Raw genomic sequence first — 21,001 nt, forward strand, 5'->3', positions numbered from 1 at the left:
GATGACTGAATCAAACGACACGCCAATCCAGCCGGAAGCTGGCGACGAACGCCAGCACCGCCGTATCAAGAGCTTCGTGATGCGCGCCGGACGCATGACCGAAGGCCAGCAACGCGGCCTGGATCAGGGCGCCCCGCTGTATGTGCTGCCCCTGGCCGATGCCCCGGTGGATTACGACCAGGTGTTCGGCCGTTCGGCGCCGCGCTCCCTGGAAATCGGCTTCGGCATGGGCCACTCGCTGCTGGAGATGGCCGCGGCAGCCCCGGAGCAGGATTTCATCGGCGTGGAGGTCCACCGTCCGGGCGTCGGCGCGCTGCTCAATGGCGTGCTGACCCAGGGGCTGACCAACCTGCGGGTCTACGACTGCGACGCCATCGAAGTGCTCAACCGCTGCGTGGCCGATAACAGCCTCGATCGCCTGATGCTGTTCTTCCCCGATCCCTGGCACAAGAGCCGGCACCACAAGCGTCGTATCGTCCAGGCGTCCTTCGCTGAGCTGGTGCGCAGCAAGCTCAAGGTCGGCGGTATCCTGCACATGGCCACCGACTGGGAGCCCTATGCCGAGTACATGCTGGAAGTGATGAACGTCGCTCCGGGCTACCGCAACCTGGCCGAGGACGGCAAGTGCGTGCCGCGTCCGGCCGAGCGTCCGATCACCAAGTTCGAGCGCCGCGGCGAACGCCTGGGCCATGGCGTCTGGGACCTGAAGTTCGAGAAGCTCGACTGACCTGCCGCCCCTCTTCCCGAGGGGCTCTTGCCGGGCCCTGCAATGGCCCGGTCGCTAAACCTCGGTGATGCAGCTGGCCGGGACCTGGTCGGTCAGCCACACGCCATTCTCCGCCTGGTAGAACTTGCAGCCCCGGGCCTGCATGGCCTGGGTATCGATCTGCAGCAGCACCACCTGGCCGTAGCGCTGGCCCACCGAGCGGGCAGTATCGGGGTCATGGGACAGGTGCACGTGATGGCGCGAGCCCGGAACCAGGCCCTGCTGGTGGATCGAATCCATGAAGCGCGTGGCGGTGCCGTGATAGAGCACGGCTGGCGGCTGGCGCTCTTGCAGTTGCAGCTGCACGGCCTTGTTGGAGTGGCCCTGGGCGGCGCGAATGCGCTGGCCGTCGGCCGACAGGGTGAAGCGTTTCTTGTCGCTATCGCGGACCACCTGCTCGATCAGCTCCCGAGTCAGTGGCCGGCCCTCGCTGGCCGCGCCGGCGATCAGCGCGTCGATCTCGCCCCAGCCTTCACTGTCCAGCTCCAGGCCAATGGCCTGGGGCTCATGGCGCAGCACATAGCTGAGGAACTTGCTGGTGGTCTCCATGAGGCCCTTGCTCATATGCATCCTTGTTCAGTCGGGGATCCGCATCAGCGGCGATCGGCGACCACGCCGATCAGTACCAGCACCACCAGCAGCACGGGCGCCAGGCTGTAGTTGTTGAACTGGCTCAGGCCGCGGACGATCCACGGCGTGGCATAGATCAGCGCCAGGCCGCTGCCGATCATGCACAGCAGGGCCATCAACGGTACCCGCAGGGCGCCGGCGAGGCCGCCCAGGCGCGCCTCGACCCAACCCTTGATGTCGGCGCCGAACAGCACCAGCAGGCAGCCCACCAGCGCCAGGGAGATTTCCGAGAGATTGCTGCGGCTCCAGCGGGACACGGTGGCAAGCAGGTCGAGTACCAGATCCATGTGATTTCCTTAGATCAGAAAGTATTGCAGCAGGTCGTTGAGGAACAGTTGCCCACGGGGCGTGGCCGCCAGGCGTGACGGTTCGACCTGCAACAGGCCGCTTTGTTCGGCCTGGCGCCGGCCCTCGGCGAGGCTGGCCAGGTCCAGGCCGGTACGCTGGGCGAACAGCGCCGCATCCACGCCATCGGTCAGGCGCAGGGCGTTCATCAGGAACTCGAACGGCAGCTCATCGTTGTCCAGGGCCTTTTCGCCGGCCTTGAACGGCTTGGCCGGGTTCAGGTAGTCCTTGGGCAGGCGGGTTTTCCAGGTACGCAGAATGCGCCCGTCCGGGTGACTGAGCTTGCCGTGGGCCCCGGCGCCGATGCCGATGAAGTCGCCGAAGCTCCAGTAGTTCAGGTTGTGTCGCGCCGCACGGCCGGGCTGGGCATAGGCCGAGACCTCGTACTGGGCGTAGCCATGCTCGGCCAGCAGTGCCTGGCCGGCTTCCTGGATGTCCCACAGGATGTCGTCTTCCGGCAGGGTCGGCGGCTGGCTCCAGAACACCGTGTTGGGCTCCAGGGTCAGCTGGTACCAGGACAGGTGGGTCGGCTTCATGGCGATGGCTTGGCGCAGGTCGCCCAGGGCATCTTCCAGGGACTGGTCCGGCAGGCCGTGCATCAGGTCCAGGTTGAAGTTGTCGAACCCGGCCTGGCGCGCCATGTCGGCGGCACGCACGGCTTCGGCACCGCTGTGGATACGACCCAGGGCTTCGAGCTTCTGCTCCTGGAAGCTCTGGATGCCGATGGACAGGCGGTTGATCCCCAGGGCGCGGTAGGCGGTGAACTTCTCCTGCTCGAAGGTCCCGGGGTTGGCTTCCAGGGTGATCTCGATATCACTGGCGAACGGGATGCGTTGCTGTACCCCAGCCAGCAGCCGGCCCAGGGCCTGGGCGCTGAACAGGCTCGGGGTGCCGCCGCCGAAGAAGATCGAGCTCAGTTCCCGGCCATGGGCGGCAGGCAGGTCCTGGTCGAGGTCGGCCAGCAGGGCGTCCACGTACTCCTCTTCCGGCAGCGTCGGGCTGGCGGCGTGGGAGTTGAAGTCGCAATAGGGGCATTTGCGTACACACCACGGGATGTGGATGTACAGCGCCAGGGGCGGTAATTGGGGCAGGGCCGGCCGGGGCGCTTGCGCGCCGCCAAGGATCAGCGGCGACGCGGCGGGATCACGGTTCATTGCAGGCCCAGGCGTTGCCGCAGGATGGCCATGGCGCGGGCGCGGTGGCTGAGCTGGTTTTTTTCCACCGGGTCCAGTTCGGCGCTGGAGCAATTGCGCTCCGGCACCCAGAACAGCGGGTCGTAGCCGAAGCCGTGCGCGCCGCTGGCGGCGGTGAGGATGCGCCCGTGCCACAGGCCTTCGCAGAGGATCGGCAGCGGGTCGTCGGCGTGGCGTACCAGGGCCAGGACGCAGACGAACTGCGCACCGCGCTGTTGCTCGGGAACCTCCTTGAGGGCCTCCAGCAGCTTGGCGTTGTTGGCCGCGTCGCCCTGGCCATCGGCGTAGCGTGCCGAATAGATGCCCGGGGCACCGCCGAGGAAGTCCACCGCCAGGCCGGAATCGTCCGCCAGGGCCGGCAGACCGGAGATGCGCGCGGCGTTGCGGGCCTTGAGGATGGCGTTCTCGACGAACGAGAGTCCGGTTTCCTCGGGCTCGATGCTGCTGAATTCGCCGATCGAGCGCAGTTGCACCGAGGCGCCGAGCATGGCCTGGAGTTCTTTGAGTTTGCCGGCGTTGTGGCTGGCCAGTACGAGTTGCGTGAGGTTCATCATTCGCCCGGGAATAGCTCTTGGTTGAAGCTGAAGCTGTTGGTATCGCCACCAGCTTGCACGCTGATGGTGAAGGTGCGGTTTTCCTGTTGTTCCACCGGGAACTGGGCGATGTAGTAGATCGCGCCCTGTTCGGTGATCTGGCGGAACTTCAGGGGAATGCTCTTGCTGGTCAGGTCCTTGACCGTGCCGCTGACCTGGCCGACCAATGGCTTGCCATCCTTGATCAGCGAAACGTTGATCACCCCCTGGTTCTTGCTGCGAACCAGCTCTGCGGCCCTGGCGATGTCAGGTTGCAAGTAGGTGGAGTTGAAGGTGTTGTAGTGCACGGTGATGTCGCCGAACACTTCCTGGCGCTCGCCCTTGATCGGGTCCGCGGCCAGGGCCGAGAGGCTCAGGCAGGCAGACAATAGAAAAGTGACCAGACGTCCCATGATCTTTCTCCTCGATGCGATGTGGGTCAAACCGCGACCTTGTGATCCTGCAGGCCGGGACTGCTGAGGCGGTAGATGCCGATCTCTCCCAACAGATTAGGCCATAGCTTACTGGCCCACCCATGGCGGTGTTGTTGATCGACCGCAAGGCGATTGATCACCCGGGCCTGGCGCTCGCGGCACAGTTCCTCGAAGTCCTCGAAGGTGCAGAAGTGGATGTTCGGCGTGTTGTACCAGGTGTACGGCATGAATTCCGACACAGGCATCCGGCCCTTGCTGGCCAGGTACCAGCGGCAGCGCCAGTGGCCGAAGTTGGGGAAGGTGATGATGCACTGGCGGCCGACCCGCAGCATCTCGTCCAGCAACTGGTCGGGGTAGTGCACGGCTTGCAGGGCCTGGGTCATGACCACGACGTCGAAGCTGTTGCTGGCGAAATTGCCCAGGCCCTTGTCCAGGTCCTGCTCGATGACATTGATGCCCTTGGCCACGCACTGGGCGATGTTGTCGGCATCGTTCTCCAGGCCGTAGCCGGTGACTTGCTTGTGTTGCTGCAACCAGCTCAGCAGTTCGCCATTACCACAGCCCAGGTCGAGGACGCGGCTGCCGGCGGGGATCCATTCCTGGATGATTTCCAGATCGGCTCTCATCGTGTCCTCACAGCGTGATGCGGTTCATGTAGTGACCGAATGCCTGCAGGTAGCGCGGGATCGGGATCAGGAAGGCGTCGTGGCCCTGGGGTGCGTCGATCTCCAGGTAGCAGACGTCCTTGCGCGCGGCCATCAGCGCGTCCACCAGTTCCCGCGAGCGGGCCGGGGAGAAACGCCAGTCGGTGGTGAAGGACATCACGCAGAACTTGGCAGTGGCGTTGGCGAAGGTCCTGGCCAGGTCGTCGTCGCAGTTGGCTGCCGGGTCGAAGTAGTCCAGGGCCTTGGTCATCAGCAGGTAGGTGTTGGCGTCGAAACGCCCGGAAAACTCCTCGCCCTGGTAGCGCAGGTAGCTTTCCACCTGGAATTCCACGCTGTGGAAGTCGTAGTTGAGCTTCTCGCTCTTGAGCCCGCGGCCGAATTTCTCGCCCATGGAGTCGTCGGACAGGTAGGTGATGTGCCCCACCATCCGCGCCAGCATCAGCCCACGCTTGGGGACCACCTGGTGTTCCTGGAAGGAGCCGCCATGGAACTCCGGATCGGTGAGGATCGCCTGGCGCGCCACTTCGTTGAAGGCGATGTTCTGCGCCGACAGCTTGGGCGCCGAGGCGATGGCCAGGCAATGCCGGACCCGGTCCGGGTAAGTGATGGTCCATTGCAGCGCCTGCATGCCCCCGAGGCTGCCGCCGATCACCGCGGCCCACTGGGCGATGCCCAGGCGGTCGGCCAGGCGGGCCTGGCTGTGCACCCAGTCTTCCACGGTCAGTACCGGGAAATCGGCGCCGAACGGTCGGCCGGTCTCCGGGTTGAGGCTGCTGGGGCCGGTGGAGCCGTTGCAACCACCGAGGTTGTTGAGGCTGACCACGAAGAACTTGTTGGTGTCGATCGGCTTGCCCGGGCCGATGCAGCTGTCCCACCAGCCGGGCTTGCGGTCTTCTGGGCTGTGGTAGCCGGCCGCATGGTGGTGGCCCGACAGGGCATGGCAGATCAGCACCGCGTTGCTGGCGCTGGCGTTGAGCTGGCCGTAGGTTTCGTAGATCAGGTCGTAGGCCGGTAGCGAGCGGCCGCAGGCCAGGGCCAGGGGCTCGTTGAAGTGCGCAACCTGAGGTGTGACCAGACCAACGGAATCGGCGGGAAAGGCAGTTGGCATCGACCCTGCTCTCATTCAAATGAGGCGTAAGTCTAAAGACCGCTGTGTCCAGCGGCAAGCAAAGCCCGGGCCTGGATTTGGCTGCTGGAAAGGACGGCCTGCGAATCAGGCCGGACGTGCCAGGCCCGGTAGCTCGGGGAGTTTCTTCGGCGCGAGCAGGCGCACCCGCTTCTGCCGGTTCAACTCACCGCTGACCAGGCTGACATGGCTCTTGGGGATGCCGAAGGCCTTGGCCAGGAACGCCATCAGGTGCGCGTTGGCCTTGCCTTCGACGGGCGGGGCGGTGAGGCGGATCTTCAGCCGATCGCCATGCAGGCCAGCGAACTCATCGCTGCTGGCCTTGGGCTGCAGGTGGCAATCGAGCAACAGGTCGTCGCCGTCCCAGCGGAAGTAGCTCATCAGATCAGCCCGAACAGCTCGCGGGGCATGAAGGCGTAGTACGCCAGGCGCGGGATCAGCCCCTGTTGCAGCAGCTGGATCACCAGGAACGCCAGGATCGGCGAGATGTCCAGGCCACCCAGGTTCGGCACGATGCGGCGGAACGGCGCCAGCAGCGGCTCGCTCAATTGGTAGGCCAGCTCGGCGCCGGGGCTCTGGCTGCCAGGCGCGACCCAGGACAGGATCACGCTGATGATCATGGCGAAGAACCAGATCTTGAGGAACAGCGCGAAGATGCCGATCGGCGCCCAGATCAGCAGCCCCAGCACGTTGAAGGGAATGCCGTAGAGGGTCAGGACGATGGCGAACAGCACCATCTGCACCACCAGGGCCAGCACCAGCGAGGACATGTCCAGGCCGAACATGCTGGGGATCACCCGGCGTAGCGGCTTGAGCAGCGGCTGGGTGGCCCGCACGATGAACTGGCTGATGGGGTTGTAGAAGTTGGCCCGCACCGCTTGCAGCATGAAGCGCAGCAGGACGACCAGCAGGTACAGGCTGCCCAGGGTCTGGATCACCAGGATGGCAGCGTCGTTGAGTCCGAACATATCGATTCCTTTGTAGGGGCGAATTAGCGGCCGAGTTGTTCGGCCATTTCCGCCGAACGGTGCGCGGCGGCACCCAATGCTTTTTCCACCAGGGCCTCGAACCCGTCGGCCTGGAACGACTGGATCGCCGCTTCCGTGGTACCGGCCGGCGAGGTCACGCGACGGCGCAGCTCGGCGGCGTCGACATCGCTGGAAACCGCCATGTGGGCAGCGCCCAGGGCGGTCTGCAAGGTCAGTTGGGCGGCGGTTTCCCGTGGCAGGCCGAGTTTCTCGCCGGCGGCGGTCATGGCCTCGATCAGCAGGAAGAAGTACGCCGGGCCGCTACCGGAGACCGCGGTTACCGCATCCAGTTGCTGCTCCTGTTCCAGCCACAGGGCGGTACCCACGGCGGACAGCAGTTCTTCGGCCTGGCGGCGCTGCTCGGCGCTCACCCGGTCGGTGGCATACAGGCCGCTGACGCCCTGGCGCAGCAGGGCCGGGGTATTGGGCATGCAGCGCACGATCGGCTGCTCGCCCAGCCAGGCGCCCATGCTGGAGCAGGTGATGCCGGCGGCGATGGAGACCACCAGTTGCCCGGGTTGCAGGCTCGGACGCAGGGTCTCGCACACCGCCTTCATCGCCTGGGGCTTGACCGCCAGGACGATCACATCGACCCCGGCAATGGCTTCGGCGTTGTCGGCAAAAACCTGGATGCCGTGTTCGGCGGCCACCTTGGCCCGGGTTTCGGCGCCAGGGTCACTGGCGCGGATCTGCGAGGCGTCCAGGCCCTTGGCCCGCAGGCCGCCGATGAGACTGGCCGCCATGTTGCCGGCACCGATAAAAGCGATACGAGTCGTATTCATGACAGGTCCTTATCAGGGGTCAGGGCCAGTCCCTCAGGACTGGCTGTAGTCGCGGGCGCCAAACAGCGCGGTACCGATCCGCACCCAGGTGGCGCCTTGGGCAATGGCCGCTTCGAGATCGTGGCTCATGCCCATGGATAGAGTGTCCACGGGCAGTTCGAGACTGTCCCGCAGGTGGTTGTTCAGGTTCTGTACCGCAGCAAACGCAGCGTGTTGGGCCGCAGGATCCTCGGTGGGTTCGGGAATCGCCATCAGCCCGCGCAGGCGCAGGCGTGGCAAGGCAGCGATGGCGCGGGCCAGCTCCGGCAACTCGGCGGGCGTGCAGCCGGACTTGCTGGCTTCGCCACTGACATTGACCTGGAGGCAGATGTTCAGTGGCGGCAGTTCGGCCGGGCGTTGCTCGGAGAGGCGTTGAGCGATTTTCAGGCGGTCCACGGAATGCACCCAGTCAAAGTGTTCGGCGATGGCGCGAGTCTTGTTCGACTGAATGGGGCCGATGAAGTGCCAACTCAAGGGCAGGTCGGCCAGTTCCTGTTGCTTACCCAGGGCTTCTTGCAGGTAGTTCTCGCCGAAATCGCGCAAGCCGGCGGCATGGGCCTCGCGCAACGCGGCGGCGGGCTTGGTCTTGCTCACGGCCAGCAACTGGACGCTGTCCGGGGCCCGCTGTGCGGCCTGGCAGGCGCTGCGGATGCGCTCGGCTACCTGGGCGATGTTGTCTGCTATCGTGGACATTCGATTCCGTCTCAAAAGTATCTGCGGCCGGGCGCCTGCGAACCGGGCCGCCACCTGCCGCGTGAATCCACCAGTCCCTGCCTGCCGATCGGCCCGAGCCACGCTCCTGGGCCGCGCCGGGCATTGTCCGGCACCAGGCAGCCGGGCTGCTGGCTGCGCACGGGTCTGAAGCTCGCGGCATTCTACTGGAATTGGGGGGCACTATGGTCATCACCGAATTGCTGCTGTCGAGCGTCTCGCGCGGGGCTTCCGACCTGCATCTGTCTGCTGGGCTGGCGCCGTTGCTACGCATCGATGGCGATATCTGCCCTCTGGATGGGCCGGTACTGGATGCGTCCCAGGTGCTGGCGTTGATCCATGAGCTGATGAGCGAGTCGCAGCGCAAGGCCTTCGCCAGCCAGCAGGACCTGGATTTCGCCCATGAACTGCCCGGGGTGGCCAGGTTTCGCGTCAATGCGTTCCAGCATGCCCGTGGTGCGGGAGCGGTGCTGCGGTTGATTCCTTCGCGGGTGCAGAGCCTGGAAGAGCTCGGGCTGGGGCCGGTATTCCGGCAGGTCAGCGAGTTGCCCCGGGGGCTGGTGCTGGTGACCGGTCCCACCGGCAGCGGCAAGTCCACCACCCTGGCGGCGATGGTCGACCACCTGAACCGGACCCGCCACCAGCACATCCTGACCATCGAGGACCCCATCGAATTCATCCACCCGCCGCAAGGCTGCCTGGTGCACCAGCGTGAAGTGGCACGCGACACCCAGAGCTTCGCCACGGCCTTGCGCGGGGCCCTGCGCGAGGACCCGGATGTGATCCTGCTGGGCGAGCTGCGGGACCTGGAGACCATCCGCCTGGCGCTCACCGCTGCGGAAACCGGGCACCTGGTGCTCGCCACCCTGCACACCTCGTCGGCGGCCAAGACCATCGATCGCTTGGTGGATGTGTTTCCGGGAGAGGAGAAGGCCCTGGTGCGCTCGATGCTGGCCGAGTCATTGCAGGCGGTGATCGCCCAGGTACTGCTCAAGCGCATCGGGGGTGGAAGGGTGGCGGCCCACGAGATCATGCTGGGCACCGCGGCGATCCGTAACCTGATCCGCGAGGACAAGGTGGCGCAGATGTATTCGGCGATCCAGACTGGCGGGGCCCAGGGCATGCAGACCCTGGACATGAGCCTGAAGGCATTGCTGGCAAAGGGCTTGATCAGTCGCGAACAGGCGCGGGAAAAGGCACGAATGCCCCAGAGCCTGTGAAGGGCGGGCAAGCGCCGCCAGGCTGGCCTGGCGGCGAAGCGGAATCAGCGCTGGACGACCCGCAGGGTCTTCTGTTCCTTGGGCAGGACCCGCTTGGCAACCACGTAGTGATTGTCCCAGTAGGGTTTCTTCAAGGTGTCGATGGTGACCGACTTGCCGCGCCGCGGAGCGTGGATGAAGCGATCGTTGCCCAGGTAGATGGCTACATGGTTGACCTTGCGGCTCTTGATGTTGAAGAACAGCAGGTCGCCCGGCTTGAGATCCTTGCGCTCGACCTTCTGCCCATGGCCGCTGGCCATGGCGTTGGAGGTGCGTGGCAGATCCACGGCGGCGACGTCATTGAAGGCGTATTTCACCAGGCCGCTGCAGTCGAAACCCTTGCTCGGGCTGCTGCCGCCCCAGCGATAAGGCGTGCCCAGGGCGTTGACGGCGCGGCTGAGGACGTTGCTGCTTTGCTTGGCGCCCATCTGGGGTACCAGCTTGCTGTCGACCTTGGCCAGTTGGGTGGAGTGCCGGCTCGTGGTCTTATGCTTGGCCGAGACCGTCGAAACATGGGATTTCGGGGTGTAGCCGTTGATGTTGGGAAGTCGTTGCTCACGGTTGGTGGCGTGGGCGGCCAGTGGCATTAATAGGCAAATGGTCAGCCATGTCTTGATAAATGGACGCATTAGGCAAGGCTCTTATTGATTAGCGCGCAACTTTATAACAGCTTTCAGGTCACTTCCGAGGCCGTTTGTCGACTAGACCTTGGGGTCAACTTCGGCAAAGAGGCGGCAACTTGACGCAGAAAACCGTTAGAAGTCATGCAACACAAGGCTTTGGCGGAAGAGAAGGTAGCATCGACCACACGTCGAGCGCCTGTAAAAAAGTCACAAAGTTTTTGAGAAAATTTATCTATCACCCGCCAAGAGGCATTTGATGAACAGCTATCGCCAGGATTCCGCGACCCACGACACCCACAGCAAGGTGATCGGCTACCTGCTCTGGATATTCGGCTTTACCGGTGCCCACCGCTTCTATTACGGCAAGCCGGTGACCGGGACCCTCTGGTTCTTCACCTTCGGCCTGCTGGGCATCGGCTGGCTGATCGACTTGTTCCTGATTCCTTCCATGGATCGGGAGGCGGACCTGCGGTTTACCGCCGGTCCATTGGAATACAGCGTGGCCTGGATACTCCTGACCTTCCTCGGGGTGTTCGGCGTGCACCGCATGTACCAAGGCAAATGGCTGAGCGGGGTGCTCTACCTGTTCACCGGTGGCTTGTTCTTCATCGGGGTGCTGTATGACTTCTGGACCCTGAACGACCAGGTCTCCCTGGAGAACGCCAAGCGCCGTTGATCCCGTCATCGGCGCCGGCGCCGGCGGTGATGGCTGATGTAGCGCCTGGCGCAGTGCGGGCGGCCCTTCCGGAGCCGTTCGCAGCCTGCGCCAGCGGCTACAGGATCAATCAGCCCTGGTGGCTGATATGGCCATCCACCAGGGTGTAGCGCACTGCGCCCGGCAGGCTGTGGCCAAGGAACGGGCAGTTCTCGCCACGGGACAGCCAGCGCTCGCCGGCCACGGTGGAGCTGGCCGGGTCGAACAGCACCAGGTCGGCCGGGCCACCCACCGTCAGTTTGCCGGCCGGCAGGCGCAGGGCGTCGGCCGGGCCGGCGCTCAGGCGGGCCATCAGGGTCGGCAGGTCCAGCAGGCCGTCCTGCACCAGGGTCAGGGCCAGCGGCAGCAGCAGCTCGACGCTGCTGATACCTGGCTCGGTAGCGCCGAACGGAGCCAGCTTGGCATCGCGCTCATGGGGCTGGTGATGGCTGGCGATGGCTTGTACCACACCGGATTTAACTGCTGCGCGCAGGGCCTCGCGGTCGGCGTGCGAACGCAGGGGCGGCTGGACGTGATACAGGCTGGAGAAGTCGATCAGCGCCTCATCGGTCAGGATCAGCTGATACAGGGCGACATCGGCGGTGACCGGCAGGCCGCGGGCCTGGGCCTGGGCGATCAGTTCCACGCCGCGGGCGCTGGTCAGCTGGCTGAAGTGCGCGCGCACCCCGCTTTGTTCCACCAGCAGCAGATCCCGGGCCAGGGCCACGGTCTCGGCGCTTTCGGGAATCCCCGGCAGGCCGAGGAAGCTGGCGGTGGCGCCTTCATGGGCCAGGCCGCCTTCGGCCAGATCGCGGTCCTGGGAATGGAAGATCACCGTCAGGTCGAAGGTGGCGGCGTATTCCAGGGCGCGGCACAGGGTGCGGGTGCTGCGAAAACCCTCCAGGCCGTTGCCGAAGGCCACGCAACCAGCATCGCGCAGGGCGATCAGCTCGGCCAGTTGCTCGCCGTCCAGGCCCTTGCTCAGGGCGCCGATCGGGAACACCTTGCTGTTGCCGGCTTCGCGCGCGCGGTCGAGGATCAACTCGGCCACCGCCGAGGTGTCCAGCACCGGCTTGGTGCGTGGCGGGCAGCACAGGCTGGTGACGCCACCGGCAGCGGCGGCGCGGGTTTCGCTGGCGATGCTGCCCTTGCGGCTGTAGCCCGGCTCGCGCAGGGCGACGTTCAGGTCCACCAGGCCGGGGGCGGCCACCAGGCCCTTGCCGTCGATCACGGTGACGGCGTTGAAACCTTCCGGGGCGGCGCCGATGGTGGCGATCTTGCCGGCTTCAAGGTGCAGATCGGTAACTTGATCCAGGCCGCTGCTTGGATCGATGACGCGGGCGCCGAGAATGCTGAGCTTCACTGGGCGTTCTCCTGCTCGAATTGTCGCTGGGCGGTCTGCCCGCTCATGGCCATGGACAGTACGGCCATGCGCACTGCGATGCCGTAGGTCACCTGGTTGAGGATCACCGAGTGCGGACCGTCGGCCACCGCCGACTCGATCTCCACGCCACGGTTGATCGGGCCCGGGTGCATGACGATGGCGTCGGGCTTGGCGCCGGCCAGGCGCGCGGTGGTCAGGCCGAACAGGCGGTAGAACTCGCCCTCGCTGGGCAGCAGGCCGCCCTGCATGCGCTCGCGCTGCAGGCGCAGCATGATCACCACATCGACGTCTTTCAGGCCTTCGGCCATGTCGGTGTAGACCTTCACCCCGTACTGCTCGATGCCGATGGGCAGCAAGGTCTTGGGCGCGATCACGCGGATATCCGGGCAGCCCAGGGTCTTGAGCGCCAGCATGTTGGAGCGCGCGACCCGCGAGTGCAGGATGTCGCCGACGATGGCCACCGAGAGGTTCTCGAAGCCGCCCTTGTGCCGGCGGATGGTCAGCATGTCGAGCATGCCCTGGGTCGGGTGGGCGTGGCGGCCGTCGCCGCCGTTGATGATCGCCACCTGCGGGCACACGTGTTCGGCGATGAAGTGCGCGGCGCCGGAATCGCCGTGGCGCACCACGAACATGTCGGCGGCCATGGCCTCGAGGTTGCGCAGGGTGTCGAGCAGGGTCTCGCCCTTGCTCGCCGAGGAGGTGGACACGTTCAGGGTGATCACGTCCGCCGACAGTCGCTGGGCAGCCAGTTCGAAGGTGGTGCGGGTGCGGGTGGAGTTCTCGAAGAACACGTTGCACACGGTCTTGCCGCGTAGCAGCGGGACTTTCTTCACCGCCCGGGCGCCGACTTCGAGGAAGGAGTCGGCAGTGTCGAGGATTTCCGTCAGCAGCTCGCGGTTCAGGCCGTCGAGGGAGAGGAAGTGGCGCAGCTGGCCCTGATCGTTGAGCTGCAGCGGGCGCTTGGCGTCTAGAGGCGTCATCGCAATGGACTCTTTAAAAGGGCAGGTTTAGAGGGCGAGGTCTTGGAGCTCGAGTTGAAGCGGCGCAGGACCGGACAATTTTACCCGCTCGTGGGTCGCCAGCGACAGGGTCGCACCTACCACATTCGGCCGGATCGGCAGTTCGGCGGCGTTCAGGTCCAGCAGGCAGACCAGGGTCACGCTGGCCGGGCGGCCGTAGTCGAACAGCTCGTTGAGGGCGGCGCGGACGGTCCGGCCGCTCATCAGCACATCGTCGATCAGCACCAGGTGCTGGCCTTCGATCTCGAACGGCAGCTCGGACGGGCGCACTTGAGGATGCAGGCCGTTCTGGCTGAAGTCATCGCGGTAGAAGGAAACGTCCAGGGTACCCAGGGGCGCGTCGCTGCCCAGGGCTTCCAGCAGCGCCTGGGCGACCCAGACACCGCCGGTACGGATACCGATGAAGCGAGGCTCGTTGATGGCGCGCTGGGCCAGGTGGGCTTTGAGATCGATGGCCATCTGGCTGATCAGGGCGGCGGGATTGGGCAGGCTCATGGTGGCTCCTTCGTGGGCTCGCGCCTTGTTGTCCGGTAGCGGGGCGCGGTGACTTGGAACCTGCCCGGGATCTGCTGCGCTTGGCTCGTGGGGCGTTGCAAATGGCTTCGAAATGCTCATTTAGATGCCTAAACTCCGCTTTCTGCGCCATTCCTGACTCGCCCGAGCATCGCTCGCTGGATCGTTGGCAGGTTCTTGTGGCTGGTGTCGGGCCAGGAGGCGCGCAGCCGCAGGCCGCGCATCCTCAGGATTCGGGGTTGCTAGGTATTGAGCAGCGTGGCGTTCTCGTCAAGCCAGCCCTGCAGCAGCAGGGCGGCGGCAATGGCGTCCACCGGATTGTCGCGGTAGCTGCCTTTCTGGCCGCCGCGGGCCAGGCGTTCGCCCTTGGCCTCGAAGGTGGTCAGGCGCTCATCGTGGGTATAGAAGGGCACGTTGAAGCGGCCGTTCAGGCGCCGGGCGAACTTCTCGGCGCGCTGGCACATCTCGCTCGGGGTGCCGTCCATGTTCAGGGGCAGGCCCACCACCACCGCATCGGGTTGCCATTCCTTGAACAGGGCCTCGACCTGGTTCCAGTCCGGCACGCCGTTCTGGGCCTTCAAGGTGCACAGCTCGCGGGCCTGGCCAGTGATGGCCTGGCCCACGGCAACGCCGATTTGCCGGGTGCCGTAGTCGAAGCCCAGGATCAGTCGCAAGGCCATCAGGCGTGGCCCGCCTGGCTGGTGAGCAGGCTGAGGTTGACCCCCAGGTGGCGGGCGGCCGCTTCCAGGCGCAGTTCGCTGCTGGTGTTGAACAGGATGTCGGCGTCGAACGGGCAGGTCAGCCAGGCGTTGTCGGCCAGCTCGGCTTCCAGTTGCCCGGCTTCCCAGCCGGCGTAGCCCAGGGCGATCAGGCTCTTGCTCGGACCCACGCCGTCGGCGATGGCGAACAAGACATCCTGGGAGGTCGACAGCGAGACGCCATCGAGCTCCACCGTGGCCTGGTAGATCGGGCCGCTGGGGTGCAGGACGAAGCCGCGATCGGTCTGCACCGGGCCACCGCTGAAGATCGGCACGTGCTGGCACAGCAGCGACGCGTCTTCGTCAGGGCGCAGTTGCTCCAGGATATCGGCCAGGCTCAGGTCCTGCGGGCGGTTTATCACCAGCCCCATGGCGCCATTGGCGTTGTGCTCGACGATGTAGGTCAAGGTCTGGGCAAAGTTCGGGTCGGCCATGTGCGGCATGGCGATCAGGAAATGATGCTTGAGGTAGCTGGGGCTGACGTTTTTCATGAGCGCTAGTGTGGCGGCGGCGGGCCCGGCTGACAAGCTGGCGATGCGCCCGCAAGCAGGGGCGTGGTGCTGGCCGGACGGTCAGTTGCTGGACAGCTTGTCGCCCCGGGCGAAGCGCCAGGTGCGGATGATTTCCAGGCGGTCGATGTCCGACAGGTCGCCGGTGAAGGGGGCGAATGGCGCGGCCAGGCGCACGATGCGCTGGGCGGCCTGGTCCAGCAGTGGCTGGCCGGAAGACTCCAGTACCAGCACTTCATACAGCGAACCGTCGCGGTTGATCGACACCATCAACCGCAGGTTGCCGTAGATCTGTTTGCGCCGGGCTTCCTCGGGGTAGTTGAGGTTGCCGATGCGCTCGACCTTCTTGCGCCATTCGTCCTTGTACCAGGCGCCCTTGTCGCGCATGGTCGAGGCCGCGCTCAGGCGGTGGATCCGTGGGCGCTTGGCATACAGCTGCTGTTCGTTGGCCAGTTCGGCCTCCAGGCTGGAGATCTCGCTGGACAGCTGCGAGCTGTCGAACGATGGCGCGTCGGCCTTGGGCGTCGGTTCGCGCTTGACCTCTTCGCGTTGGGTCACGGTCTTCTTCGGCTTGGGCGCGGTGGTGGCCACGGCCGCCTTGGGCGCGGCCTCCTTGACTTGCGGCTTGACCGACGGTGGCGGCACGACCTTTTTCACCGAGTTGTCCTGGAAGGGCGCTACCTCGGTGGTCTTGGGAATGGCCTTCTTGTCCAGGGTGCCGCTGCCCTGCTGGTGGTCCTGGGCCAGGAAGTCGGCCTTCTTGGGCTTGGTCTCGCTCTTGAAGGTGGCCAGGGTGATTTCCAGGGTCTTGCTGATCTGCTGGGGCTCGGCGAAGGAAAAGCTCAGGCCGAGGATCAGCACCAGGTGCAGGAGCGCCGCGAGGAACAGGGTGAATCCCAGGCGATCGGCCGCGCGGACGCCACCATGGGCCAGCTCGGGTGGCAGGTCGGACGTAAGGCTCATTGGCAGTTCGACATCACAGCAGGCATTGCACAACCAACATCACGGTTTCACAGGCGGCGCATGATAACGCAATGTTGGTTTCAAGCTGTAAGCCTCAAGCTTCAAGCGACAAGCTGCATGTGACGTACGTCAAGCTTGTGGCTTGTTGCTTGCGGCTTGCAGTTTCTGCTCGATGGCATCCATCAGCATCGCGCCGATGTTGGTGCCGAAGGCGTTGTCGATTTCGCGGATGCAGGTCGGGCTGGTGACGTTGATTTCCGTCAGGTGCTCGCCGATCACGTCGAGGCCGACGAACAGCAAGCCCTTGGCCCGCAGGGTCGGGCCGACCTGGGCGGCGATCCAGCGATCCTTGTCGCTCAGCGGGCGGGCTTCGCCACGACCGCCGGCGGCCAGGTTGCCCCGGGTTTCGCCGGCAGCCGGAATCCGCGCCAGGCAATAGGGTACCGGCTCGCCGTCGATCATCAGGATGCGCTTGTCGCCGTCCTTGATCGCCGGCAGGTAGGCCTGGGCCATGATCTGCTGGCTGCCCAGCACGGTCAGGGTCTCCAGGATCACCGACAGGTTCGGGTCGCCCGCGCGGTGGCGGAAGATCGAGGTGCCGCCCATGCCGTCCAGGGGCTTGAGGATCACGTCGCCATGCTGGGCGGCGAACTCGCGCAGGACGTCGGCGCGGCGGCTGACCACCGTGGGCGGGGTGCACTGCGGGAACAGCGTGGCGAACAGCTTTTCATTGCAGTCGCGCAGGCTCTGGGGCTTGTTGACCACCAGCACGCCGGCGCTCTCGGCCTGCTCCAGCAGGTAGGTGGAGTAGACGAACTCCATGTCGAAGGGCGGATCCTTGCGCATCAGGATCACGTCCAGGTCGCTCAGCGGGCTGTCGATCTCGTCTTCCAGCGCGAACCATTTCTGTGGGTCGGCGAAGACCTGCAATGGGCGCATGCGGGCCCGGGCCACGCCGGCGCCCTGGTAGAGATCGCGCTGCTCCATATAGAAGAGGCTCCAGCCGCGTTCCTGGGCGGCCAGCAACATGGCCAGCGAGCTGTCCTTTTTATAGGAGATGCTGGCGATAGGGTCCATGACAATCCCGACGCGAACGCTCATGGGGCGGATTCCTTCAATCAAATGGGTGGAAGCAGGCTGGGGTCGGTCGCTGTCCGGTGACGGGCCGGCGTTGCCGGGCAACGGGAACAGCTCCTGGAAGTGGCGTCAGAGTGGCGCTGACAGAGACCTGGGTCAAGGAAAAACCACAGCCCTGCGTAGTCCATGGATTGCAGGGGGGAGAGTGTGCTAAAAAGGCTCGCATGCCGGGCCGGGGCCTTGAAGTTCAAGGGTTTGGGGCATTGGCCAGCGGTACCCGATCAAATCGATTCGCTGGGGCGACGGTAGAGCAGACATGGAACAGCAATCCAACGCCTTGAAGGTGATGGTGATCGACGACTCGAAGACGATTCGCCGCACGGCCGAGATGCTGCTGAAGAACGTCGGCTGCGAGGTCATCACCGCGGTGGATGGCTTCGAAGCCCTGGCCAAGATCGTCGACCACCACCCCGGGATCATCTTCGTCGACATCATGATGCCGCGCCTCGACGGTTATCAGACCTGTGCGCTGGTCAAGAACAACAGCGCGTTCAAGTCCACTCCCGTGATCATGCTGTCCTCCAAGGACGGGCTGTTCGACAAGGCCAAGGGCCGCATCGTCGGCTCCGACCAGTTTTTGACCAAACCCTTCAGCAAGGAAGAACTGCTCAGCGCGATCAGGGCCCATGTCCCGGACTTCGTCGCGCTTGCGCCACAGTAGACACGCACAGCGGCGCCCGGTCAGTGGACCGCGCGCCTATACCGTATGGGGAAGACCATGGCTCGTATCCTGATCGTCGATGACTCGCCGACCGAAATGTACAAACTCACCGGCATGCTGGAGAAGCACGGCCACGAAGTGCTCAAGGCCGAGAATGGCGCCGACGGCGTGGCCCTGGCCCGGGAAGAGAAGCCCGATGCTGTGCTGATGGACATCGTCATGCCTGGCCTCAACGGCTTCCAGGCCACCCGCCAGTTGACCAAGGATGCCGAGACCAGCCACATCCCGGTGATCATCATCACCACCAAGGATCAGGAAACCGACAAGGTCTGGGGCACCCGCCAGGGTGCCAGGGACTACCTGACCAAGCCGGTGGAAGAAGAGACCCTGATCAAGACCCTGAACAACGTCCTGGCCGGCTGATCGCCCGCGCCATGAGCGAATCCCGGACCGCCTTCGAGCTGCTGCTGGAGATCGACCAGCGCTGCCGCCTGCTGGCCGCCGACCTGCCATCCCAGGAAACCCGCCAGCACAGCTGGAGCGGCATCGGTTTTCGCCTGGGCAGCCGCTGGTACGTGGCGGCCATGGGCGAGGTCAGCGAAGTCCTGCACGAGCCGCGCCATACCCTGTTGCCGGGGGTCAAGCCCTGGGTCCGGGGCGTGGCCAACCTGCGCGGGCGGCTGCTGCCGATCATTGACCTGTGCGCGTTCCTCGGCCACGAGCTGTCGCCCCTGCGCCTGCAGCGGCGGGTGCTGGTGGTGGAATACAAGGAACTGTTCGTCGGCCTTCTGGTGGATGAAGTGGCGGGCCTCAAGCATTTTGCCCAGGACACCCTGGAGCCTGGCGTCGGCGATTTTGCCGACACCGCGATCAATCCCTACCTGCAGGGGCAGTTTCGCCGCGAGCAGATCTGGCAAGTGTTCAGCCCCTTCGCCCTGGCTCGCTCGCCGGGATTCCTGGAGGTGGCGGCGTGAACGGCGCCCCGGCGCCTGCATTACCCGTTCGCAGTACCACGGGAGGCCCAGGCCTTCCTGGATCAATCCACGCCGCCTGGCTGTCCCGGGCGACCGAATGCGGGAACACCCGCTCGCCACAGGCCTGACCGATGACCAAAGCCAAACCCGGCAAGCCCCAGGAAGGCTCCCGCAGCCGCTCGCAGATCATCGTGCTGTTCATCGCGCTGATCGTGTTCATCATGTTGCTGTTCGCCAACTTCGCCTACCTCAATACCCAGGCCACCTACGACAAGCAGTACATCGGCCATGCCGGCGAGCTGCGGGTGCTGTCCCAGCGCATCGCCAAGAACGCCACCGAGGCCGCGGCCGGCAAGGCGGCCGCGTTCAAGCTGCTGGGCGATGCACGCAATGATTTTGCCCAGCGCTGGGGTTACCTGAAGAAGGGCGACCCGGCCACCGGCCTGCCGGGCGCCCCGGTGGCGCTGCGCCAGGAGATGCACGCGGTGCAGCTGGACTGGGAAAAGCTGCTGAAGAACGCCGACGCGATCCTCGCCAGCGAGCAGACGGTGCTGTCGTTGCACCAGGTGGCCGCGACCCTGGCCGAGACCGTGCCGCAGTTGCAGGTGGAATACGAGAAGGTGGTGGAGATCCTCCTCCAGCGCGGCGCCCCGGCCAGCCAGGTGGCCATGGCCCAGCGCCAGTCGTTGCTGGCCGAGCGGATCCTCGGCGCGGTCAACACCGTGCTGGCCGGGGACGAGAATGCCGTGCAGGCCGCCGATGCCTTCGGCCGCGACGCCGCCCGCTTCGGCCAGGTGCTCAACGGCATGCTGCAAGGCAACCCGGGATTGAAGATCAGCCAGGTCGAGGACCCTGATGCCAGGGCTCGGCTGACGGAGATTTCCGAGCTGTTCGAGTTCGTCTCCGGCTCCGTGGACGAAATCCTCGAGACCTCCCCCGAGCTGTTCCAGGTGCGTGAGTCGGCGAGCAATATCTTCAGCCTGTCCCAGACCCTGCTGGACGAAGCCTCGCGCCTGGCCATCGGTTTCGAGAACCTGGCCGGCAGCCGCAAGCTGGACACCATCGGCGGTTATGTCCTGGGCCTGCTGGCCCTGGCCTCGGTCATCCTCATCGGCCTGGTGATGGTTCGCGAGACCAACCGCCAGCTGCGCGAGACCGCAGAGAAGAACGAGCGCAACCAGAACGCGATCATGCGCCTGCTGGACGAGATCGAGGACCTGGCCGACGGCGACCTGACGGTGACCGCCTCGGTGACCGAGGACTTCACCGGGACCATCGCCGACTCCATCAACTATTCCGTCGACCAGCTGCGCGACCTGGTGGCCACCATCAACCTCACCGCCGGCCAGGTGGCGGGCGCGGTGCAGGAAACCCAGACCACCGCCATGCAGTTGGCCGAAGCCTCCGAGCACCAGGCGCAGCAGATTTCCGAAGCCTCCACGGCGATCAACGAAATGGCCCAATCCATCGACCAGGTATCGGCCAACGCCGCCGAATCCTCGGCGGTGGCCGAGCGTTCGGTGGAGATCGCCAACAAAGGCAACGAGGTGGTGCACAACACCATCCACGGCATGGACAACATCCGCGAGCAGATCCAGGACACCGCCAAGCGGATCAAGCGTCTTGGCGAGTCCTCCCAGGAGATCGGCGATATCGTCAGCCTGATCGACGATATTGCCGATCAGACCAACATCCTGGCCTTGAATGCGGCCATCCAGGCGTCCATGGCCGGTGATGCCGGTCGCGGTTTTGCCGTGGTGGCCGACGAGGTACAGCGGCTGGCGGAACGTTCCTCGGCGGCGACCCGGCAGATCGAGACCCTGGTCCGGGCGATCCAGACCGATACCAACGAAGCGGTGATCTCCATGGAGCAGACCACCACCGAAGTGGTGCGCGGGGCACGCCTGGCGCAGGATGCCGGAGTGGCGCTGGAGGAGATCGAAGGCGTATCCAAGACCCTGGCGGCGCTGATCCAGAGCATCTCCAACGCGGCCCAGCAGCAGACTTCCTCGGCCGGGCAGATTTCCCTGACCATGAACGTGATCCAGCAGATCACCTCGCAGACCTCGTCCGGCTCCACGGCGACCGCCGAAAGCATCGGCAACCTGGCGAAGATGGCCAGCCAGCTGCGCCGCTCGGTTTCCGGCTTCACCCTGCCGGCGACCCGGGCGCCTGCCTCCAATGACAACCGCTGACTGAAACAAGGCTTTGACTGG

26 protein-coding genes are annotated in these 21,001 nt (G+C 65.2%); 7 read left to right on the top strand and 19 right to left on the bottom strand.

The window, feature by feature from the left end:
• Position 1 precedes the first annotated feature (1 nt).
• Positions 2-727: a tRNA (guanosine(46)-N7)-methyltransferase TrmB gene (trmB, locus tag CAG11_RS02635; RefSeq protein ID WP_022641631.1), complete on the top strand. Its 726-nt coding sequence runs from the start codon at positions 2-4 to the stop codon at positions 725-727.
• A gap of 54 nt (positions 728-781) precedes the next feature.
• Here the strand turns inward: trmB and CAG11_RS02640 are convergent, their stop codons facing one another.
• The 11 genes from CAG11_RS02640 to CAG11_RS02690 all read right to left on the bottom strand — a co-directional run bounded on the left by CAG11_RS02640 (position 782) and on the right by CAG11_RS02690 (position 8,273).
• Positions 782-1,330 (bottom strand): RNA 2'-phosphotransferase, encoded by a 549-nt coding sequence (locus CAG11_RS02640; protein ID WP_085594450.1) that lies wholly within the window; start codon positions 1,328-1,330, stop codon positions 782-784.
• Between the two features lie 29 nt (positions 1,331-1,359).
• Complete coding sequence (locus CAG11_RS02645) at positions 1,360-1,683, bottom strand: DUF3392 domain-containing protein (RefSeq protein WP_022641629.1); 324 nt, start codon at positions 1,681-1,683, stop codon at positions 1,360-1,362.
• A gap of 9 nt (positions 1,684-1,692) precedes the next feature.
• Entirely contained in the window at positions 1,693-2,895 is a 1,203-nt protein-coding gene (hemW, locus tag CAG11_RS02650) for a radical SAM family heme chaperone HemW (protein WP_085594452.1), read from the bottom strand.
• Positions 2,892-3,488: an RdgB/HAM1 family non-canonical purine NTP pyrophosphatase gene (rdgB, locus tag CAG11_RS02655; protein ID WP_085594454.1), complete on the bottom strand. Its 597-nt coding sequence runs from the start codon at positions 3,486-3,488 to the stop codon at positions 2,892-2,894. Before rdgB ends, hemW begins: the two co-directional genes overlap by 4 nt.
• A complete protein-coding gene (locus CAG11_RS02660; RefSeq protein WP_031320665.1) occupies positions 3,485-3,919 on the bottom strand; it encodes a DUF4426 domain-containing protein in 435 nt (144 codons plus the stop codon). Before CAG11_RS02660 ends, rdgB begins: the two co-directional genes overlap by 4 nt.
• 26 nt (positions 3,920-3,945) lie before the next feature.
• Entirely contained in the window at positions 3,946-4,566 is a 621-nt protein-coding gene (gene metW / locus CAG11_RS02665) for a methionine biosynthesis protein MetW (RefSeq protein ID WP_022641625.1), read from the bottom strand.
• Positions 4,567-4,573: 7 nt separating this feature from the next.
• Positions 4,574-5,713: a homoserine O-acetyltransferase gene (locus tag CAG11_RS02670; RefSeq protein ID WP_085594456.1), complete on the bottom strand. Its 1,140-nt coding sequence runs from the start codon at positions 5,711-5,713 to the stop codon at positions 4,574-4,576.
• Positions 5,714-5,818: 105 nt separating this feature from the next.
• Positions 5,819-6,112: a DUF167 domain-containing protein gene (locus CAG11_RS02675; RefSeq protein WP_022641624.1), complete on the bottom strand. Its 294-nt coding sequence runs from the start codon at positions 6,110-6,112 to the stop codon at positions 5,819-5,821.
• Entirely contained in the window at positions 6,112-6,699 is a 588-nt protein-coding gene (locus CAG11_RS02680; RefSeq protein ID WP_022641623.1) for a YggT family protein, read from the bottom strand. The genes CAG11_RS02675 and CAG11_RS02680 overlap by 1 nt, the downstream gene beginning before the upstream one ends.
• A gap of 23 nt (positions 6,700-6,722) precedes the next feature.
• Complete coding sequence (gene proC / locus CAG11_RS02685; protein ID WP_085594459.1) at positions 6,723-7,541, bottom strand: pyrroline-5-carboxylate reductase; 819 nt, start codon at positions 7,539-7,541, stop codon at positions 6,723-6,725.
• A gap of 33 nt (positions 7,542-7,574) precedes the next feature.
• A complete protein-coding gene (locus tag CAG11_RS02690; RefSeq protein ID WP_053133950.1) occupies positions 7,575-8,273 on the bottom strand; it encodes a YggS family pyridoxal phosphate-dependent enzyme in 699 nt (232 codons plus the stop codon).
• A 203-nt stretch (positions 8,274-8,476) separates the two neighbouring features.
• Between CAG11_RS02690 and CAG11_RS02695 the strand changes: the two genes are divergently transcribed.
• Positions 8,477-9,511: a type IV pilus twitching motility protein PilT gene (locus CAG11_RS02695; protein WP_085594461.1), complete on the top strand. Its 1,035-nt coding sequence runs from the start codon at positions 8,477-8,479 to the stop codon at positions 9,509-9,511.
• 44 nt (positions 9,512-9,555) lie between these two features.
• Here CAG11_RS02695 and CAG11_RS02700 read toward each other — a convergent pair whose 3' ends face one another.
• Complete coding sequence (locus CAG11_RS02700) at positions 9,556-10,179, bottom strand: C40 family peptidase (RefSeq protein ID WP_031320664.1); 624 nt, start codon at positions 10,177-10,179, stop codon at positions 9,556-9,558.
• Positions 10,180-10,429: 250 nt separating this feature from the next.
• On the opposite strand from CAG11_RS02700, the gene CAG11_RS02705 reads away from it, so the two are divergent.
• The gene (locus tag CAG11_RS02705; RefSeq protein WP_022641619.1) at positions 10,430-10,849 is read left to right on the top strand and encodes a TM2 domain-containing protein; all 420 of its coding nucleotides are present in this window, start codon (positions 10,430-10,432) and stop codon (positions 10,847-10,849) included.
• A gap of 109 nt (positions 10,850-10,958) precedes the next feature.
• On the opposite strand, the gene CAG11_RS02710 is transcribed toward CAG11_RS02705, so the two are convergent.
• The 7 genes from CAG11_RS02710 to gshB all read right to left on the bottom strand — a co-directional run bounded on the left by CAG11_RS02710 (position 10,959) and on the right by gshB (position 17,114).
• Entirely contained in the window at positions 10,959-12,230 is a 1,272-nt protein-coding gene (locus CAG11_RS02710) for a dihydroorotase (protein ID WP_085594463.1), read from the bottom strand.
• A complete protein-coding gene (locus tag CAG11_RS02715) occupies positions 12,227-13,231 on the bottom strand; it encodes an aspartate carbamoyltransferase catalytic subunit (RefSeq protein ID WP_022641617.1) in 1,005 nt (334 codons plus the stop codon). The genes CAG11_RS02710 and CAG11_RS02715 overlap by 4 nt, the downstream gene beginning before the upstream one ends.
• Positions 13,232-13,258: 27 nt before the next feature.
• The gene (gene pyrR / locus CAG11_RS02720; RefSeq protein WP_085594466.1) at positions 13,259-13,765 is read right to left on the bottom strand and encodes a bifunctional pyr operon transcriptional regulator/uracil phosphoribosyltransferase PyrR; all 507 of its coding nucleotides are present in this window, start codon (positions 13,763-13,765) and stop codon (positions 13,259-13,261) included.
• 260 nt (positions 13,766-14,025) lie between these two features.
• A complete protein-coding gene (ruvX, locus tag CAG11_RS02725; protein ID WP_022641615.1) occupies positions 14,026-14,463 on the bottom strand; it encodes a Holliday junction resolvase RuvX in 438 nt (145 codons plus the stop codon).
• Positions 14,463-15,032, bottom strand: coding sequence for a YqgE/AlgH family protein (locus CAG11_RS02730; protein ID WP_085594468.1), 570 nt, complete (start codon positions 15,030-15,032; stop codon positions 14,463-14,465). The genes ruvX and CAG11_RS02730 overlap by 1 nt, the downstream gene beginning before the upstream one ends.
• Positions 15,033-15,113: 81 nt before the next feature.
• Positions 15,114-16,013, bottom strand: coding sequence for an energy transducer TonB (locus tag CAG11_RS02735; protein ID WP_085594470.1), 900 nt, complete (start codon positions 16,011-16,013; stop codon positions 15,114-15,116).
• 129 nt (positions 16,014-16,142) lie between these two features.
• Positions 16,143-17,114 carry a glutathione synthase gene (gene gshB / locus CAG11_RS02740; RefSeq protein ID WP_053133966.1) on the bottom strand — a complete coding sequence of 324 codons (972 nt, stop codon included), beginning with the start codon at positions 17,112-17,114 and terminating at the stop codon, positions 16,143-16,145.
• Between the two features lie 292 nt (positions 17,115-17,406).
• On the opposite strand from gshB, the gene pilG reads away from it, so the two are divergent.
• The 4 genes from pilG (at position 17,407) to CAG11_RS02760 (ending at position 20,980) form a co-directional block, all read left to right on the top strand.
• Complete coding sequence (gene pilG, locus CAG11_RS02745) at positions 17,407-17,811, top strand: twitching motility response regulator PilG (RefSeq protein ID WP_022641612.1); 405 nt, start codon at positions 17,407-17,409, stop codon at positions 17,809-17,811.
• A 57-nt stretch (positions 17,812-17,868) separates the two neighbouring features.
• Positions 17,869-18,234, top strand: a complete 366-nt coding sequence (pilH, locus tag CAG11_RS02750) for a twitching motility response regulator PilH (RefSeq protein WP_022641611.1) — start codon at positions 17,869-17,871, stop codon at positions 18,232-18,234.
• A gap of 11 nt (positions 18,235-18,245) precedes the next feature.
• The gene (locus CAG11_RS02755; RefSeq protein WP_085594472.1) at positions 18,246-18,785 is read left to right on the top strand and encodes a chemotaxis protein CheW; all 540 of its coding nucleotides are present in this window, start codon (positions 18,246-18,248) and stop codon (positions 18,783-18,785) included.
• Positions 18,786-18,916: 131 nt separating this feature from the next.
• Positions 18,917-20,980: a methyl-accepting chemotaxis protein gene (locus CAG11_RS02760; protein ID WP_053133969.1), complete on the top strand. Its 2,064-nt coding sequence runs from the start codon at positions 18,917-18,919 to the stop codon at positions 20,978-20,980.
• Positions 20,981-21,001: the final 21 nt, after the last annotated feature.

Origin of the sequence: Pseudomonas sp. B6(2017) (assembly GCF_002112765.1) — a bacterium.
GTDB classification, from domain to species: Bacteria; Pseudomonadota; Gammaproteobacteria; order Pseudomonadales; family Pseudomonadaceae; genus Aquipseudomonas; species Aquipseudomonas piscis.